This is a genomic window from Neglectibacter timonensis (assembly GCF_900048895.1).
Taxonomy (GTDB): Bacteria; Bacillota; Clostridia; order Oscillospirales; family Acutalibacteraceae; genus Acutalibacter; species Acutalibacter timonensis.
On record NZ_LT160640.1, the window covers coordinates 1,099,779 to 1,115,577 of the forward strand.

Annotated in this window: 15 protein-coding genes; 2 read left to right on the forward strand and 13 right to left on the reverse strand. The window is 55.6% G+C overall.

The features are described 5' to 3' along the window. Positions 1-258: 258 nt before the first annotated feature. From BN3911_RS14185 to BN3911_RS14205, 5 genes are all read right to left on the reverse strand, one after another. Entirely contained in the window at positions 259-1,701 is a 1,443-nt protein-coding gene (locus BN3911_RS14185; RefSeq protein ID WP_066866753.1) for a flotillin family protein, read from the reverse strand. A 53-nt stretch (positions 1,702-1,754) separates the two neighbouring features. Next, positions 1,755-2,474, reverse strand: coding sequence for a hypothetical protein (locus tag BN3911_RS14190; RefSeq protein WP_066866755.1), 720 nt, complete (start codon positions 2,472-2,474; stop codon positions 1,755-1,757). A gap of 19 nt (positions 2,475-2,493) precedes the next feature. Further along, entirely contained in the window at positions 2,494-3,078 is a 585-nt protein-coding gene (locus BN3911_RS14195; RefSeq protein ID WP_066866757.1) for a DUF1836 domain-containing protein, read from the reverse strand. A 188-nt stretch (positions 3,079-3,266) separates the two neighbouring features. Continuing rightward, entirely contained in the window at positions 3,267-3,779 is a 513-nt protein-coding gene (locus BN3911_RS14200) for a hypothetical protein (RefSeq protein WP_066866759.1), read from the reverse strand. After that, positions 3,779-4,264 carry a DUF4430 domain-containing protein gene (locus BN3911_RS14205; protein WP_082942299.1) on the reverse strand — a complete coding sequence of 162 codons (486 nt, stop codon included), beginning with the start codon at positions 4,262-4,264 and terminating at the stop codon, positions 3,779-3,781. The genes BN3911_RS14200 and BN3911_RS14205 overlap by 1 nt, the downstream gene beginning before the upstream one ends. Before the next feature lie 616 nt (positions 4,265-4,880). On the opposite strand from BN3911_RS14205, the gene BN3911_RS14210 reads away from it, so the two are divergent. After that, on the forward strand, positions 4,881-5,918 hold the full coding sequence (locus BN3911_RS14210; protein WP_066867960.1) for a PTS sugar transporter subunit IIC: 1,038 nt from the start codon (positions 4,881-4,883) through the stop codon (positions 5,916-5,918). Between the two features lie 310 nt (positions 5,919-6,228). Next, a complete protein-coding gene (locus BN3911_RS14215; protein WP_066866761.1) occupies positions 6,229-6,543 on the forward strand; it encodes a DUF3892 domain-containing protein in 315 nt (104 codons plus the stop codon). Between the two features lie 81 nt (positions 6,544-6,624). On the opposite strand, the gene BN3911_RS14220 is transcribed toward BN3911_RS14215, so the two are convergent. The 8 genes from BN3911_RS14220 to BN3911_RS14260 all read right to left on the reverse strand — a co-directional run bounded on the left by BN3911_RS14220 (position 6,625) and on the right by BN3911_RS14260 (position 15,757). Next, the gene (locus tag BN3911_RS14220) at positions 6,625-7,809 is read right to left on the reverse strand and encodes a cation diffusion facilitator family transporter (RefSeq protein ID WP_066866763.1); all 1,185 of its coding nucleotides are present in this window, start codon (positions 7,807-7,809) and stop codon (positions 6,625-6,627) included. Between the two features lie 264 nt (positions 7,810-8,073). Next, complete coding sequence (locus tag BN3911_RS14225) at positions 8,074-8,604, reverse strand: FumA C-terminus/TtdB family hydratase beta subunit (RefSeq protein ID WP_066866764.1); 531 nt, start codon at positions 8,602-8,604, stop codon at positions 8,074-8,076. Between the two features lie 36 nt (positions 8,605-8,640). Then, positions 8,641-9,033, reverse strand: a complete 393-nt coding sequence (locus BN3911_RS14230; protein WP_066866766.1) for a VOC family protein — start codon at positions 9,031-9,033, stop codon at positions 8,641-8,643. A 111-nt stretch (positions 9,034-9,144) separates the two neighbouring features. Further along, positions 9,145-10,278 carry a cell division protein FtsZ gene (gene ftsZ / locus BN3911_RS14235; RefSeq protein WP_066866768.1) on the reverse strand — a complete coding sequence of 378 codons (1,134 nt, stop codon included), beginning with the start codon at positions 10,276-10,278 and terminating at the stop codon, positions 9,145-9,147. A gap of 239 nt (positions 10,279-10,517) precedes the next feature. Continuing rightward, the gene (locus BN3911_RS14240; RefSeq protein WP_066866770.1) at positions 10,518-11,549 is read right to left on the reverse strand and encodes a cell division protein FtsQ/DivIB; all 1,032 of its coding nucleotides are present in this window, start codon (positions 11,547-11,549) and stop codon (positions 10,518-10,520) included. A gap of 369 nt (positions 11,550-11,918) precedes the next feature. Next, on the reverse strand, positions 11,919-13,196 hold the full coding sequence (gene murA, locus BN3911_RS14250; protein ID WP_066866775.1) for a UDP-N-acetylglucosamine 1-carboxyvinyltransferase: 1,278 nt from the start codon (positions 13,194-13,196) through the stop codon (positions 11,919-11,921). A 54-nt stretch (positions 13,197-13,250) separates the two neighbouring features. Then, on the reverse strand, positions 13,251-14,378 hold the full coding sequence (murG, locus tag BN3911_RS14255; RefSeq protein ID WP_306286899.1) for an undecaprenyldiphospho-muramoylpentapeptide beta-N-acetylglucosaminyltransferase: 1,128 nt from the start codon (positions 14,376-14,378) through the stop codon (positions 13,251-13,253). A 107-nt stretch (positions 14,379-14,485) separates the two neighbouring features. After that, positions 14,486-15,757 carry an FtsW/RodA/SpoVE family cell cycle protein gene (locus BN3911_RS14260; RefSeq protein WP_066866777.1) on the reverse strand — a complete coding sequence of 424 codons (1,272 nt, stop codon included), beginning with the start codon at positions 15,755-15,757 and terminating at the stop codon, positions 14,486-14,488. Between the last annotated feature and the right edge of the window lie 42 nt (positions 15,758-15,799).

The window sequence follows — 15,799 nt, forward strand, 5'->3', positions numbered from 1 at the left end:
AGAAGGGGCTCTGCCGTTTCCCGGCAGAGCCCCTCAGCTTGTCGAAAAAGAGCATTTCGCCAAGCTGAACAAGTTTGCAGGGAAGGAATTGATTTCTCAGTAAGCCTACCCATGCAAACTTGTTTTGGAATCAACGCGGGAGAGGAACCCTGACGGTTCCCTCCCACACCCTTCCTCCCTCCGAAGGCGTTGGCTCTTACGTTTATCGACAGACTAAAGGGGCTCTGCCGTTTCCCGGCAGAGCCCTTTACTTTATTTTCAGGCCTTGCCGGCTGTGCTGGCGGCGATGGATTTGTCCACTTCCTCCATCACGGAAGCCTTCTCGCCCTCTTCCTTCTTCTTTCCAAGGAAAGCGGGCAGTTCCATTCCGGCCATGTCAAACATCTCATTCATGGGGGGAATGGACTTCATCATGCCGGAAAGGAAATTCGCCGTAGCAGGCGTTCCGTCCTTGCCGTTCATGCTGTCCCAGACTGTAACCTTGTCGATCTTCAGGTTCTTCACAGCCTCTACCTGGGTCTTTACCAGCTCTTCCAGCTTGTCGGCAATCATCAGGCGCATGGCGTCCTCGGCGTTTCCGCCGGCAGCCTCCACAATCTTCTGGAAACCGATAGCCTGTTTCATCAGGATCTCCTGGGTACCGCGGGCCTGAGCGTCCATCTTCGCAAAGATAGCGTCCGCTTCACCTTTGGCCCTACGGCGGATCTGTTCTGCCTCCGCCTCCGCCTGCAGCTCTTTCTGACGTTTTTCAATTTCCGCCTTCACGATGACGTCTGCCTCCAGCGTGGCTTCATCACGGGCGGAACGCGCCTTTTCAGCCTCCTGCTCAGCCGCATAGGCCTCCTGCAGCGCCCTTGCCGACTGAATCTTCTGCGCGGCGGTAGAGCGGCGCAGGGCTTCAGCCTGCTTCTCGTTCAGCGTGGCATTGGATTCCGCAATTTGTGCCTTGGCCTGGTTTTCACCCTGAATGGCTTCCGAATCCGCCAAAGAAACCGATACGCGCTGTTCCCGTCTGGCGTTTGCCTCGCCGATATCACCGGAACGGTTGGCCTCTGCCACGGAAATTTTCGCATCGTTGATGGCTTTGGCCGCCGCTTCTTTACCCAGAGCGGAGATATACCCGGATTCGTCGGAAATATCCGTGACGTTCACGTTGATCAGCCGCAGGCCGATTTTTTTCAGCTCGGTCTCCACGTTATTGGAGACTGCGGTAAGGAACTTGTCGCGGTCCGTATTGATCTCCTCGATATCCATTGTGGCGATCACCAGCCGCAGCTGGCCGAAAATGATATCCTTTGCAAGCTCCTGGATTTCAGAGAGCTTCAGCCCCAGCAGGCGTTCCGCCGCGTTCTGCATCACGCCATTCTCTACCGAAATACCCACGGTAAATCTGGAGGGCACATCGATGCGGATATTCTGCTTGGACAGAGCGTTCTTCAAATCCACCTGGATGGAAAGCGGCGTCAAATCCAGATAGGCATAAGACTGGATGATAGGCACAATAAAGGCCGCGCCGCCGTGGATACACTTTGCACTGCGTGCCGTGCCGTCCTTATTGGTGCCGATTTTTCCGTATACCACCAGTATCTTGTCGGACGGGCATTTTCGGTATCTGGAAAAAATAACGATAATTGTGGTGAACACCAAAAGTGCAATCACCGTGATCAGAATGACAACTCCTACATCAATCCCTGCGTTCATGGACCGTTCCACACCTTTCTCAAATAAAATTCCTGCCGGGCAGCCAGCTGCCCTCAGTCCTCAAGCCTGTGCCGCTCCGACTGGGCGGTGTTTATCAATGCCTCCACCACCACTGTGGTGGCGTCTGCAAGGGCGCAAACGGACACCTGCGTCCCTGTGGAAAGCGGCGCTGTTCCTGCGTTTACAGCGTCCAGTTCCACCAGCCCGCTGGAAAGAAGAAGGCTGATTTTCCCCTTGCCCTCCCCTTTTGGCGGAATTGGAAGATAGGCGGTGCCGATCTTCCCCAGTGTCTGCCTCAGATCCAAGTTGCCGTTGTCCTGCAGCTTCATGGCGTTTTTCATCAGCCAAGCCACAAGAAACAGTGCGGCAACCCCGCCGGCCGCGGAGAGAATGATGCTTTCCGCCAGGGGAAGCCCGGCCCGGTCGGCCACAAAGCCCACCCAGCCGCCGATGGAAAAGAAAGCCACAATCCCCCGGATGCTGAACAGAGTCAGCCCGTCGCCGTGACCGGCCGCTTCTCCCAAATCGGAGGCTGCGGCGGCATCGGCGTCGAAATCCAAATCCAGGCTGCCGTCCGCGTCGAAATCAGTATCCAGGTCAAGACCCGTATCAAAATCGACTTCCCCGCCGTCCGCATCAAAATCGGAATCTCCGCCGCCTCCGATTCCGATGAGCAGCAGAATCGTCTGCAGCAGCATCACCGCCGTGGCAGGCACTGCGATACAGGCGAAAACCCTGCTGATCAGGGAAAGCCCGTTCCACCATTCCAACATTACGATTCCCCCTTTCCCATCATACTTTCAGAACCGGCTCCACAGCCTGCTCATAGAGACGGTCTGCACGCACCTTGACCAGAGACGCGGCGTAATAGGTCAGAATCAGCTTTGCAGCATTCATCACCTTTTCCCTGGCTCCAGGGAAAGGCTCCCTGTAGTCTGTTGCCCGGGATTCAATCAACCGGTCCAGGCTGCCTGACAAAATTGTCTCATAATCCACCTCATCCAGAATATCGCAGATGTAAATATAGAGCTGCGACTCCGAAATGCTGTCGTCCTCCCGGCAATTTGCGCTGCCGTTAAGATAGGTGAGTATATGGACGATGGTTTCCAGCTTGGTCACCTCCCGAAGCATGTTGATCAGCAGAATGCGCGCCAGGTGGTTGGCTGAATATCGTTTTTCCACCGGCTTCTGCACCCAGCCCCGGTTTACCCAATTCTGTATGACCGAGGTTTCCAGCTTGGTGATCTCCCGCACCTGAGACAGCATCAGTCCCTTTGTGCCGAAGAACAGGCCGTCCAGAAATTCCGCCGCGCTCTTTCCCTGCCGTTCCACAACTGTTCCCGGAAAAGTTGGTTCCAGTATTAAGTGTGAATCCATCTTTATCCCCTCCTCCCTTTTGTGATTGAATTCATTATATAATGTATTCACGTGATTGTCAATAACTATCTTATATTTATTTTTACAATCTCAAGATTGTAAGTTTTCCCATAAAAAAAAACTCCTGAAACATGACGTTTCAGGAGGCTAATTGGAAGATTTCCATACAGGCAGGCTGGGCTTTCTCCCTAATGCGCTGAATTGCCCAGCCGGAGAAGTCCATGGTCCAGCTTTTCCAGCAGCTGCCGCAGCTTGCGATAGAGCAGAAATGCCAGGATAAAATTTCCGACAGCATGGGCAATGTCAAACGGAAATCCACTGATAATCCAGGAGATCATCATCGGGATTCCCCCGATGGGAAGATAAGCCAGGGAGCAGAACGTGCCGAAAGCAAGGCCGTACAGTCCGGAAAAGACCGCCCACTGCCAGCTTTTGGTCATCCAGCGGAACATATAGGTCAGCAGGGCCAGCAGCGGCCAGACATAAAGGTAATTCAGCCACCAGAACCCAAAGCCATAAACCAGCCCTTCCAGCAGGATAAACACACCCAGAGCCCCGACGACCCGCTTGCGGAACACCAGGGTAAAGAGAATGACAAACAGGCTCACCAGCTCAATATTGGGCAGAAAAGCCAACGCCACCTGGGAGACAAACATCACTACGCCCAGCACCGCCATCAGGCAGAGATCCCGCAGTTTCATCAGTAACCTTCCGTAAAGGTAAATTCAAAGGCGTCGCCGTCGGCAATTTTGGTATCGTCCACGCCGTAATTCCACATTTCGCCGCCCTTAGTCAGACACCACCATTCCTGGTTGCCGTCGTCCACCGTCTCGCCGTCCACGGTCTTCACAAACAGACCGAAGCTGCTCTCTTCCCCCTCGGCCAGCTTCTCCTGCTCCAAGGCTTCCCGCAGGTTCTCAGCCTCTGTGGAGATGGTGAAGGAGTTCTCGCTCTTATCCTTGTGCACCACTGTCAGGGTGATTGTCTTTGCAGAAACGCTGCTTCCGGCAGAGCTGTCCTCACCGGAGCTTGAAACCTTCTCCTCCTGGCTGCTGCTCTGGGGCATTGCGGAGGACGTCTTGGACTCCGTTTCCTGCTGGCTGCAACCGGCAAACGCCGCCATTCCCAAAAGCATCAGCACACCCAGCAACAGGGATATGACTCGTCTGTTCTTTGTTTGATTCATTTTTTTCTTCCTTCCTTATAAAACGGTTATTCGGCGGCTTCCTGACACCGCCCATTTCTCAACGCGCTCTATCATAGTATACCTGCCGGATTTTGTCAATTCCTTTCCGCTCAATTCATTCAGAAAAGAAAACAGCGCCGGTTTCAGTCGTTTTGCTCAGTAACTCCGGACGGAGCACACTTCTCTCTGGGAAGATTAGCGATTGTAAAAAAACGTGCTTTATGGTATGATTTTACAAACCAAAGACGGCCTGGACACGGCGTACTGCCAGTAGAAAAAGGGAACGACCAATTGGTCCGGAAGTTCTCCGGCGGCGATTCCCCCATCCAAAGCAGACTTCGTTTCCGGGCAACATAGCCAATATAGATTATTCAGCAAATTCTGATTTGACCGGCGATCTCAGCCAGGGAAGGAAAAAGTCCCGCCACAGGGAAGGGTATTTCTTCTTCCGTTCCGGAACGCCGGCAGATTCAGCAGTTTAAGCAACCACACCTGCCTCCGGCGGACGCCGGATCGTGCGGCGTCCCTTCCGCAGGCAAATGAAACTCAGAAGGGATGAATCTGAACTTTGGAAGATAAAAAAAAACCCCAGTCCGTTTCCCGTAAAGGGAACGGGATCTGGCAAACCGTAAAGTCCTATCTGCGGCTCTATTTTGTAGACGCTATGAGCGCCATGGCGCAGGGGCTTTTCGCCTCCCTGCTCATCGGCACCATCATCTCCACCATTGGCACGCAATTCGGTATTCCCCTGCTCACGGAGATCGGCGATTTTGCAAAAGCTATGGCTGGACCGGCAATGGCCATCGCCATCGGCTATGCCCTGAAAGCGCCGCCCCTTGTCCTGTTCTCCCTGGCCGCTGTGGGCAGCGCCTCCAACACCTTGGGCGGGGAAGGCGGTCCTCTGGCTGTGCTGCTCATCGCCATCATCGCTGCTGAGCTGGGCAAGCTGGTCAGCAAGAAAACTCCTGTAGACATCCTGGTGACGCCCTCCGTCACTATTCTGTCCGGCGCCCTGCTGGCCTATCTCTGCGCCCCGGCCATTGGTGCGGCCGCTGCCAGTCTGGGGCAGCTCATCATGTGGGCCACAGAACTTCAGCCCTTCTTCATGGGCATTTTCGTTTCCGTATTGGTCGGCGTAGCGCTGACACTGCCCATCAGCAGCGCCGCTATCTGCGCTGCGCTGGGCCTCACCGGGCTTGCAGGCGGCGCCGCTGTAGCGGGCTGCTGCGCCCAGATGATCGGCTTTGCCGTCATCAGCTTCCGGGAAAACAGATGGGGCGGTCTGATGGCCCAGGGAATCGGCACTTCCATGCTGCAGGTTTCCAACATCGTGAAGAATCCCCGCATTTGGATTGCGCCCACCTTGGCTTCCGCCATCACCGGGCCTCTTGCCACCTGTGTGTTCAAACTGCAGATGAACGGCGCGCCTATCTCCAGCGGTATGGGCACCTGCGGCCTGGTGGGTCAGATCGGCGTCTATTCCGGCTGGGTCAGCGATATCGCTGCCGGAGCCAAAGCCGCCATCACGCCCATGGACTGGATCGGCCTGCTTCTCCTCTGTTTTATCCTTCCCGCGCTGCTGTCCTGGGTCATCAACCTGGGCCTCAGGAAGCTGGGCTGGGTGAAGGACGGCGACATGAAGCTGGACGTCTGATTTTATCAAAAAAGGCAGAAAACGTTTTTTCGTTTTCTGCCTTTTTATTTTCCTGTGGCGCAATCCCAAATGATTTTTTCTGCAGCTTCCGTGCCATCCTGGAAATCAAGCTGACCGGTCATTGGGGCTTCCTTTCATGCGGCCAATAGGAACGAGCTGCTTCGGGATTGTCCGTGAAGTATTCGTTTCTAGAATTAATATTTTGCAAATTCCACTTTTCAGTATATTTGAAATCATAGAGCGGCAGAATATTCTCTGTAACCAGTTTACGGGATATCGTGCGCTCTGCGCGCAAGAAAGGAAGATCAGCATGAACCAGAAAAACAACGGCAGAATCGGCAATCTGCCCGCAAACATCAACATTATGAATCCTGTTCCAAACAAAGATGCAAAAAATATTACAAAGCTGGTGCGCAAAAACGGAAAAATCTCCGGATATGAGCTTTCCGACGGCACTGTATTGTCTAAACGCGAGGGAGTTGCCCTGGCAAAGCAGGGCGGTATCCGCGGAGTGGCCATTGCCAGCCGCAACGGCAGCGAATATCTGCGCTCCCTGCCGGACGGCAATGAGAGCAACAATTTGGGCGACCTGCCCAGCGCTCCTGCAGACGATATTCGGATGTGACCTGTCAGACACTCAATGTGAAATAAGGACTCTCAAAAAAGAAGGACGCTGTCAAAAAATGCAGCGCCCTTCTTTTCTGTTTTAACTTTCCAGGGAATTCACCGTGCTTTCCCTGTCAATGGTGATCACCGCACGATAGCTGGGGTCCAGCAGCTGTATTTCCTGGGAAATCCTGTCCTGGATGACATCGTCGCTGTCCTCCAGAGAGAAGGGCGCGGCTACGTCAAACAGGACGTTGGAATGGGTAATGCCCCACACCACACGGAAATCGTGCAGTGAGGCCTGAGGATAGATTCTGTGCACACACTCCCGCACCTGCCCGTGCAGAGCATTGGTGCGCTCGTCTCCCGTGACGACAGGATCCAGATGAATCACCAGGTGAATCCCCATATCCTTCAGGAAATCCCGTTCGATGTTGTCAATGATATCGTGGCTGATCAGAATATCCTCTTCTGCCGGAACCTCGCAGTGCACAGAGGCAAAGCATCTGCCCACTCCGTAATTGTGCACAGTCAGGTCATGAATGCCGATCACCCCGGGATAGGTCAAAATCTTCTCGTAAATAGAGCGCACCAGCTCCTCGTCCGGAGCCATCCCCAGCAGAGGGTCTCCGGTTTCCATAATCAGCTTCACGCCGGAACCCACAATAAATACCGCCACGGCAAGCCCCAGAAAGCCGTCCAGATTCACACCCGTCAGCCTTGTGAGCAGCGCGCCCAACAGCACTACGGCAGTGGCAATCACATCGTTCCTGCTGTCGCTGGAGGTGGCGTAGATGGCCTCTGATTGAATTTTCCTGCCCACACTGCGGTAGAAGAAGCATTGCCACAGCTTAATGAGGATGGAAGCCCCCAGAACACAGAAAGCCAGGACGCCGTACTCCGTCTCTTCCGGCGTCAGGATCTTCTCTACGGACGACATCCCCAGCTGCAGCCCCAGGAACAGCACGATAAAAGAGACAATGACCCCGCAGAGGTATTCAATCCGGGCGTGGCCGAAGGGATGCTTTTCATCCGCAGGCTTTCCGGCCAGCTTGAAGCCTACCAGCATGATAATGGAGGAGCCGGAATCCGTCAGGTTGTTCACGGCGTCCGCCATAATGGCCAGGGAGTGAGAAAAGAATCCGGCCAGAAATTTGATGAGGAACAGCAACAAGTTGGTGGCGATCCCCACAGTACCCGCCGCACGGCCGCTTTTCTCCCGGATTTTCGGATCTGCCGCCGTGCCGTAGCCCTTGACCAGAAGCTTCATGACTGAATCAAACATATTTCATATCTCCAAAGAAAGGAATCCGGGGCCTGCGGGTTTTCACCCCCATTCCCCGGCGCTTTATTCCTGTTTATAAAACGAAAAGGCTAGTCGATCTTCCTAAATGCTTTCCGCATAGGCAATGGGCGAGCCCGCAATGGCCTCTTTGATTCTATGTTCACACCCCTTACTTTCCACAACCAGAGTGGAACCCATGTCAAAGAAAACCCATCTCATATAATCTATCGTACCTGCCTTTTCACATGCGGCGCCCGCTCTATTTCATACCAAAATACTGCCGCCCAGGCTGTCGATGCCCACAATCAGGGGAAAATCCCGCAGCTCCAGACGCTTGACAGACTCGCAGCCCAAATCCTCAAAAGCAATGACCTCGGCTTTGACGATACACCGTGCCGCCAGCGCCCCTGCGCCGCCTGTGGCGCAGAGATAGACCGCGGAATTGCGTTTTATCGCCTCCACCACTTCAGGGCTGCGCTTTCCTTTTCCGATCATACACTTGAGCCCCAGGTCCAGAAGCCGGGGCGTATAAGGGTCCATCCTGCCGCTGGTGGTGGGACCGCAGGAACCGATGGCAAGGCCCTCCGGCGTGGGAGTGGGCCCGGCATAGTATACAGCGGCGTTCTTAAGCGGGTAGGGCGGTTTCTCTCCCCGCAGCAACATCTCAGTGATGCGCTTGTGAGCGGCGTCCCGAGAGGTGTAGCAGGTTCCAGAGAGCAGCACCCGCTGGCCCGCCCGCAGGGAAGCCGCCTTTTCTCCAAGTTCCGCCGTATTCAGCCTGATTTCCTCCGCCATTGTCCCGCCATCCTTTCCCGGTACTCTTTTCGGGTTTCAGCCCTTCACCCAGAAAAGCTCGATATGTTCATGGGTGGGTCCATAGAAAAAGGCGATTCGGATGGGCGTGCCGCCCAGATCCACGTCCTTCGGCTCATCGGTGATCTCATACCCTTCCGCACGCACCTTCTCAATCAGCTCATCTACCTTGTCGGTGGCAAAGGCGATGTGCGCCAGAGGTCCTGCCGGCAGCTGGTCGGACTCACCGCTGAGAATCTCCATGCAGGAGTTGTCTCCGCAGGAAATCATTAGGCAGGGCCGCTCCGGATCCCCCCAGCTCTTGACCGTTTCCATACCCAGAAGCCCGGTGTAAAACTCCACCGTTCTTCTGTAATTCTCCGCCGTGGGCTTCACCGCGATGTGATGTACGCCCTGAATCAATTTGCTCATAACTTTCTCCTCCTGGAAATCTGATTTCCTGTGAATTTATGCGCTGTATCTATTGAAAAAAGGGGACGCCGCTGCTCGGCGGTATCCCCCAGTTTCCGATGAAAGCACCGCTTATTTGCGGTTGAAAATTGACATGATGTCTGTAAAAGTATCGTCGTCATCGATGACGGCAGGATCCACCTTGGGCTCAGAGCTTCTGCTGCTGGAGGTGCTGGAAGAGGAAAGAAAATCATCATCGTCATCCTCCAGATTGATCGCCGGGGCAGGCCTTGCCTTTTCCCCATTCATGCCTTCAAAACCGGTGGCGATAACAGTAACCGTCATCTCATCTTCCATGTTCTCGTCAAAGGTGGCGCCCCAGATGATGTTGGCCTCCTCATGGGCGCGTTCCGTGATGATCTGGGAAGCAGTATCGATCTCATCCAGCGCGATATCGGGAGAAGAGGTGATATTGATGATAACGCCCTTGGCACCCGCAATCTTGGTTTCCAGCAGGGGGCTGGAAATGGCGGCCATGGCGGCCTGTTCGGCCTTCTCCTTGCCGCTGGCGTGGCCCACGCCCATATGGGCATATCCTGCGTTCTGCATGACGGACTTCACATCTTCGAAGTCCAGGTTGACGATACCGGGCAGCTGAATCAGGTCGGAAATGCTCTGCACGCCCTGGCGCAGCACATCGTCCGCCACCACAAAGGCGTTGGCCAGGGTAATGCGTTCCTCGCTCACCAGCTTCAAACGTTCATTGGGTATGACCACCAGAGAATCTACCTGCTCCCGGAGAGCGGCGATTCCCCGCTCCGCCTGCTCCATGCGGTGGCGGCCTTCAAAGGCAAAGGGCTTCGTTACGATGCCTACGGTCAGCGCGCCCTGCTCCCGGGCAATCTGTGCAATCTTGGGAGCTGCGCCTGTGCCGGTGCCGCCGCCCATTCCGGCGGTGACAAACACCATATCGGCATCCTTCAGGGTGTTTGCAATGAGTTCCCGGCTTTCCTCGGCAGCCTTCTCGCCCACCTCGGGCTTGGAGCCTGCGCCCCGGCCCTGGGTAACCTTTTCGCCCAGCTGTATCTTAATGGTGGCCTGAGAACGCTGAAGGGCCTGCTTGTCCGTATTCATGCAGACGAGCTCTACACTGCGCACGCCCGCGCTGGCAATGCGGTTCACGGCATTTCCGCCGCCGCCGCCCACACCTACCACTTTTATGGTCTGTGGAGTTTCATCCAGCAGGTTATCAACTTCAAAAGGCATATTGTTTCCTCCTTGGCTTTCTGAGACTTATGCTCTATCTTCACTGTGTAAAGCAGTCAGCATTTTTTCTTACTATACCACATCGTATAATCTATCACTTTTCCGGGAAAATTTCAAGGAAATAATTCAAAAAAGGGCCCATAAAATAAAGATTATTCCCTTTCCAGTATATTCAGCGGCAATGAGCTACAAGATGTGCTCTTTTTCGCAGTTCCGAGAGGGAAAAACAGCAATTTCCTTTACATTCCATCCCCCTCTCCGGCGCCGTCTCCAGCATCCCAGGTACCGCCGGTATCTCCGGTACCTCCGTCATCTCCAGTATCCCAGGTATCTCCGGTATCCCCGATATCGCCGGTATCACCGCCTGTATCTCCATCGGAAGAATCCCCGCCGCCTGTAAAGTAGTCGTCGGGAATCCCTCCATCCCGTCCGTCGTCCGAGGTGTCTCCCTCACCAGAGGAATCATTTGAGGAAGAATCCGGCACAGTTCCCGAATCGCCGCCGACAGACGAAGCGCTGTTGTTCTCCCCCGGCTTGTCCGCGGTGAAGGTAGAACGCTTCACATCATTGGCCACCGTCAAATCCAACGTTCCTGTTTCCTGTGTTCCGATGGACTTGGGATCGCTGGCGATCTTATAGCCGAATTCCACCTTATAGGCAAGATCCGCCGCGTTCCCCAGCAAAAACTGAATACGCCCTTCATACCAGATGCGGATGTTGTAAAGATCGCTGAGATCCAGCTTGGTAAATTTATTCACAGCGTCAAGCTCCACAAGCTTAGCCATGATCTGCCGGAAGACCGTCTCCACATTCGCATCGCTCAGCTTGAGCCCAGTTCCCAGCGTGCTGTCTTCCGGTGTGACGCCCACGATCTGCATGACTCCTGCCATGGGCTTGTCCTGACGCTCCAGAAGCTTCCCGTTCTCACTGAGGTAGAGCCAGGAGCCCCCGCTCTCGATACAGGCCCCCACCTTTGCCGCGGTGACGGAGATTTCCAGTGTACCGGGCAAACGCTTGCGCACCTCTGCTTTTTCAATATAGGGCAGCTCACGCTCCAGCTGTTCCTCCTGCTCCTTCGTCGGTAAAAATACCAGGTTATCGCCGGTCTCATAGCCGCATATCTTTAGAATGTCTGAGGCGGAATAGACCTGGTCACCGGTCACTTCAATCTGGGCCACCCGGAACAGCAAAAACACACAAAGCAGAACAGCGGAGGTCAGCACGCCGAAAAAGGTGAGAAGATAAACGACAGCCCTCCCCTTTTTGCTCATCGGCTTTTTCTGTTTTCTGCGTTTCCTGGCCGGTGCGGGCGCAGGCCTCCGGCGGCTTTCCCCGCCGCCGGGCTTTCTGCGCGCTCTGTCTGATTCCCCGTATTCCGGCCGTGGAGGCCGCACGGAAGGTCTTGCCGGGGCGCTGTCTCCGGGCCGGCGGGCAGGACGGCGGCCTGGGGCCGTCCCATCTCTCCCGCTGTAAGAAGGATTCCGTACAGGCGGGCGGCCTTTTGCCTTCTGCCGTCCTGAATTCCTTTCGGCGGATGAAGAGGCGCCGAGATCGATAAAATATTCATCCTGCCATGGATCGCTTCCGCGTCCTTTTTCTCTCATCCCTTCGCCGCTCCTTTCCTTAAAACTTCCTGTTTCTTAACTTTCTTCTGCTTCCGGCTCCCCAGAACCGGCGAACTCCCGGATCCTGGCGCCGAGAGAACTGAGATTCCCGGCAATGTCCTCATAGCCCCTGTGAATGTACCTGGTCCCGCTGATCTCCGTCCTGCCCTGGGCGGCAAGGGCAGCCACCACCAGCGCCGCCCCGCCCCGCAGATCATAGGAGGTGACCGGGGCGCCGAAAAGCTGTTCCACGCCTTCTACAATCGCCACCTTGCCCTCCACCTTGATCCTGGCGCCGAGCCGTTCCAACTCCTCCGCATGCTTATAGCGGTTCTCGAATATGTTTTCCACAAAAATACTGGTTCCGCTCCCCACTGCCGCCATGCTCATCACAATGGGTTGGGCATCCGTGGGAAAGCCAGGATAGGGCATGGTACGGATATGTCTCACCGCGCCCAGATGCCGGGGCGCCATGATGTTTAGCGCACCACCCAGCTGACGCACTTCACACCCGGATTCCTCAAACGGAGAAAGCATGGGCAGAATATGCGTGTTGTCCACATCCTTCAGGGTGATATTCCCGCCGGTCACCGCAGCAGCCGCCATATAGGTCACGGTGACGATGCGGTCCGGCATGATGCGGTGCTCGCTTCCAAACAGTTCCTTCACACCGTCGATGATAATGCAACTTTCCCCCGCGCCGTAGATACGGCCCCCGCACCGGTTCAGATAAGCGGCTAAATCGCTGATCTCCGGTTCCCGGGCCGCATTGGCAATGATGGTGGTACCATGGGAACACACGGCCGCGAGCATCAGGTTTTCCGTGGCCCCCACACTGGGAAAGGAAAGGGAAACATAGTTTCCTACAATGCCGTGAGGGGCGCGGCAGTGCAGGCAGCCTCCTGTCTCCTCGATCTCTACCCCCAGCTTTTTTAGGGAGGAGATGTGCAGGTCGATGGGCCTGGGGCCCAGTTCACAGCCTCCTGGAAAATAAAGGTTTGCCTCGCCGCATCGGGATACCAGTGCTCCCAGGAACACAATGGAGGAACGCATTCCCCGCATCAGGTCGTTGGGGATTTCGCAGCAGGTCATGGCGTTGTCCACAATGAGGTCTGAGCCCTCTCTTCTGCAGCGGCATCCCAGATGTTCCAGAATGCGCACCGCCGTTTCCACGTCTGAAAGTCTGGGGCAATTGTGCAGCACGGTCTGTCCCTTACAGATGACCGCGGCAGCCAGCAGCGGCAGCGTGCTGTTTTTCGCCCCCTGGATGGTGATCTCCCCGCCAAGCTCGGCGGGCCCGTCAACAATGATCATAAGAACACCTCATATCGTAAGCATATTGCATTATATGAGGCGGTTCAAAAAGGGTTAATTCTGCTTGACCGCAGCCCGAATCACCCGGTAGATACGCTCGTTTGCGTCCAGAATCTCCATTTTTCCCGCGTTCTCTCCCAGGGAACGGAGCCGCTGCGGATCGCTTACAATCTTTGTCACCTTTTTCCAGAGAGACTCCCCGGACAGGTCCTTCTCTTCGATTATTTCCGCAGCTCCCCGGCGCACCAGCGCCATAGCGTTATGGAACTGATGGTTCTCCGCCACGTTGGGCGAAGGGATGAGGATGGATGCCTTCGATTTGGCCTCGATCTCGGAGAGGGTCATGGCGCCCGCCCGGCCGATTACCAGATCCGCTGCAGAAAGACACTGGGGCATGTTGTCGATGTACTCCAGCAGCCTGATCTGCGGATTCTCCTCCTGCCGGAAACCGAGCTCCTGCAGCTCCTCCAAAAATTTCTCGTCGTGCTGGCCATAGCCGTGAATATGTTGAAACCTTTTTTCCTTCCCGCTTTCCGCCAGCATATAGGCTGCCGCACGGTTGAGCGCAGACGCGCCCAGGCTGCCGCCAAAGGAGAGGATCAGAGGCCGCTCGTCCAATCCCAGCGCTTTGCGGGAGGCCTCCCGTTCCGCGGCCAGCACCTCGCCCCGCACGGGGTTTCCGGTAACTGTGCAGTTGACGGAATCGTCAAAGTACTTTCTGGCGTCCGGCACAGCCAGCATCACCGTCCTGACAGACTTTGCCAGCATCTTCGTCGTGACGCCCGGATAGGCGTTGGACTCGTGGATCACGCAGGGGATTCCCAGCTTGGCGGCCTCCCGGATCACCGGGCCGCTCACATACCCGCCTGTGCCCACGCACACGTCCGGGGCAAATTCCCGCAGGATTTTCTTCGCCTCGGCACTGGCGGTAAACATGCGCACAACAGTCTGGGCATTGCGCGCCAGGTTTTTCGGCGTGAGCTTCCGCTGGAAGCCGGAGATGGTGACGGTGCGTATCTCATAGCCCGCGTTCGCCACCAGCCTTTCCTCCATCCCGCCCTTATTTCCCACATAGAGAATCTGAGCGTCGGGCTCCCTCTGCTTCAGATAACCTGCCGCCGCCAGCGCAGGGTTGATATGCCCCGCTGTACCGCCGCCGGTAAACAGCACCTTGATTCCCATGATGATCGTTTCCTTCCTTTCACAATTCCATAGTAGACAGGACCGGCCAAAGCCCTGAAACAGTGACGCCTGAGGTTCAAAGCCGTCGATATCCGCACTCCGGCGGTTCAGGTCTTCTCCACATTCGAGCTGCGGGAAACATTCAGCAGCACGCCCATCTCCGCCAGAAGCATCACCAGCGCCGTACCCCCATAGCTGAAGAAAGGCAGGCTGATGCCTGTGTTTGGTATGGTATTCGTCACCACACAGATGTTGAGCACCGCCTGAATGCCAACCTGGAAGGTGATGCCCAGCCCCAGCATCATGCCGAACTTATCCTTGGCGTGGATGGAGACGTAGACGCCGCGCCAGATCAGCAGGCTGAACAGGATAATGATGATCAGCGCGCCCACCAAACCCAGCTCTTCGCAGACAATGGCAAAGATAAAATCGTTCTGGGGTTCGGGGAGATAGAGGTATTTCTGCCGGGACTGGCCAAGCCCCACGCCCAGCAGCCCGCCGGAGCCAATGGCGTAGAGGGACTGCTTCGTCTGCCAGGTATCCACATCCCCGGGCGGGTTGAAGGGATCCAGCCAGCCGTAAATACGGTCCATAGCATAATCAAATTTTCCGGAGAACATGACAACAGCCGCCACGCCCACCACGGCGATTCCGCCGAAAATAAAGAACCATTTAGGAGAGGAGCCGCCCACGAACATCAGGATGACGCCGATCATACACACGATGATGGTTGCGGACACATGGGGTTCCGGCATGATCAGGACGGCAAACAGCCCCAGCACCGCCATAAACGGCACAAAGCCGGAACGGAAGCTTTTCATCTGTTCCACACGCTGGGAAATCATATGGGCAAACACCACAACCACGGCGAATTTTGCCACCTCTGTGGGCTGGAATTCCACGCCCAGGTTGATCCACCGGTTTACCTCATTCTTTGTGGGAGCAATGGCGCTGCCGCGGAACACGATGACAATCAGCAGCATCAGAATTGCCAGGCCGCAGATGGGCCAGGCCAGCTTGTGGAAATGGTGGTAGTCAAAGGTGGAAACGATCAGCATCAAAACCACGCCCGCCACAGCAAAGCCCGCCTGGCGCATAATGAAATAATAGCTGCTGTCATAGTAATAATAACAGTACGCATAGCTGGCGGAAAACAGCATGACAAGACCGATGGCCAGCAGCACCAGGATAAACACAAACAGCGGCACGTCGATTCCGGCGCCAAGTGAAAAAAGCTTATACTTGGTCTGCCTGCGGCCTTTCCGCTGTTCTCCCGGCGATTCCTTCGGCCTCTTCGGCTGCGGCCTCTCATCCGCGGGAGGCTCATATTTTGGAACCCTGCGCAGGCCTCTGGAAGTTCTTCCTGCAGAAGACGTCATTCGATTTCCCCCTTTCCATACAGGCTGACACGCCTGTGCTAT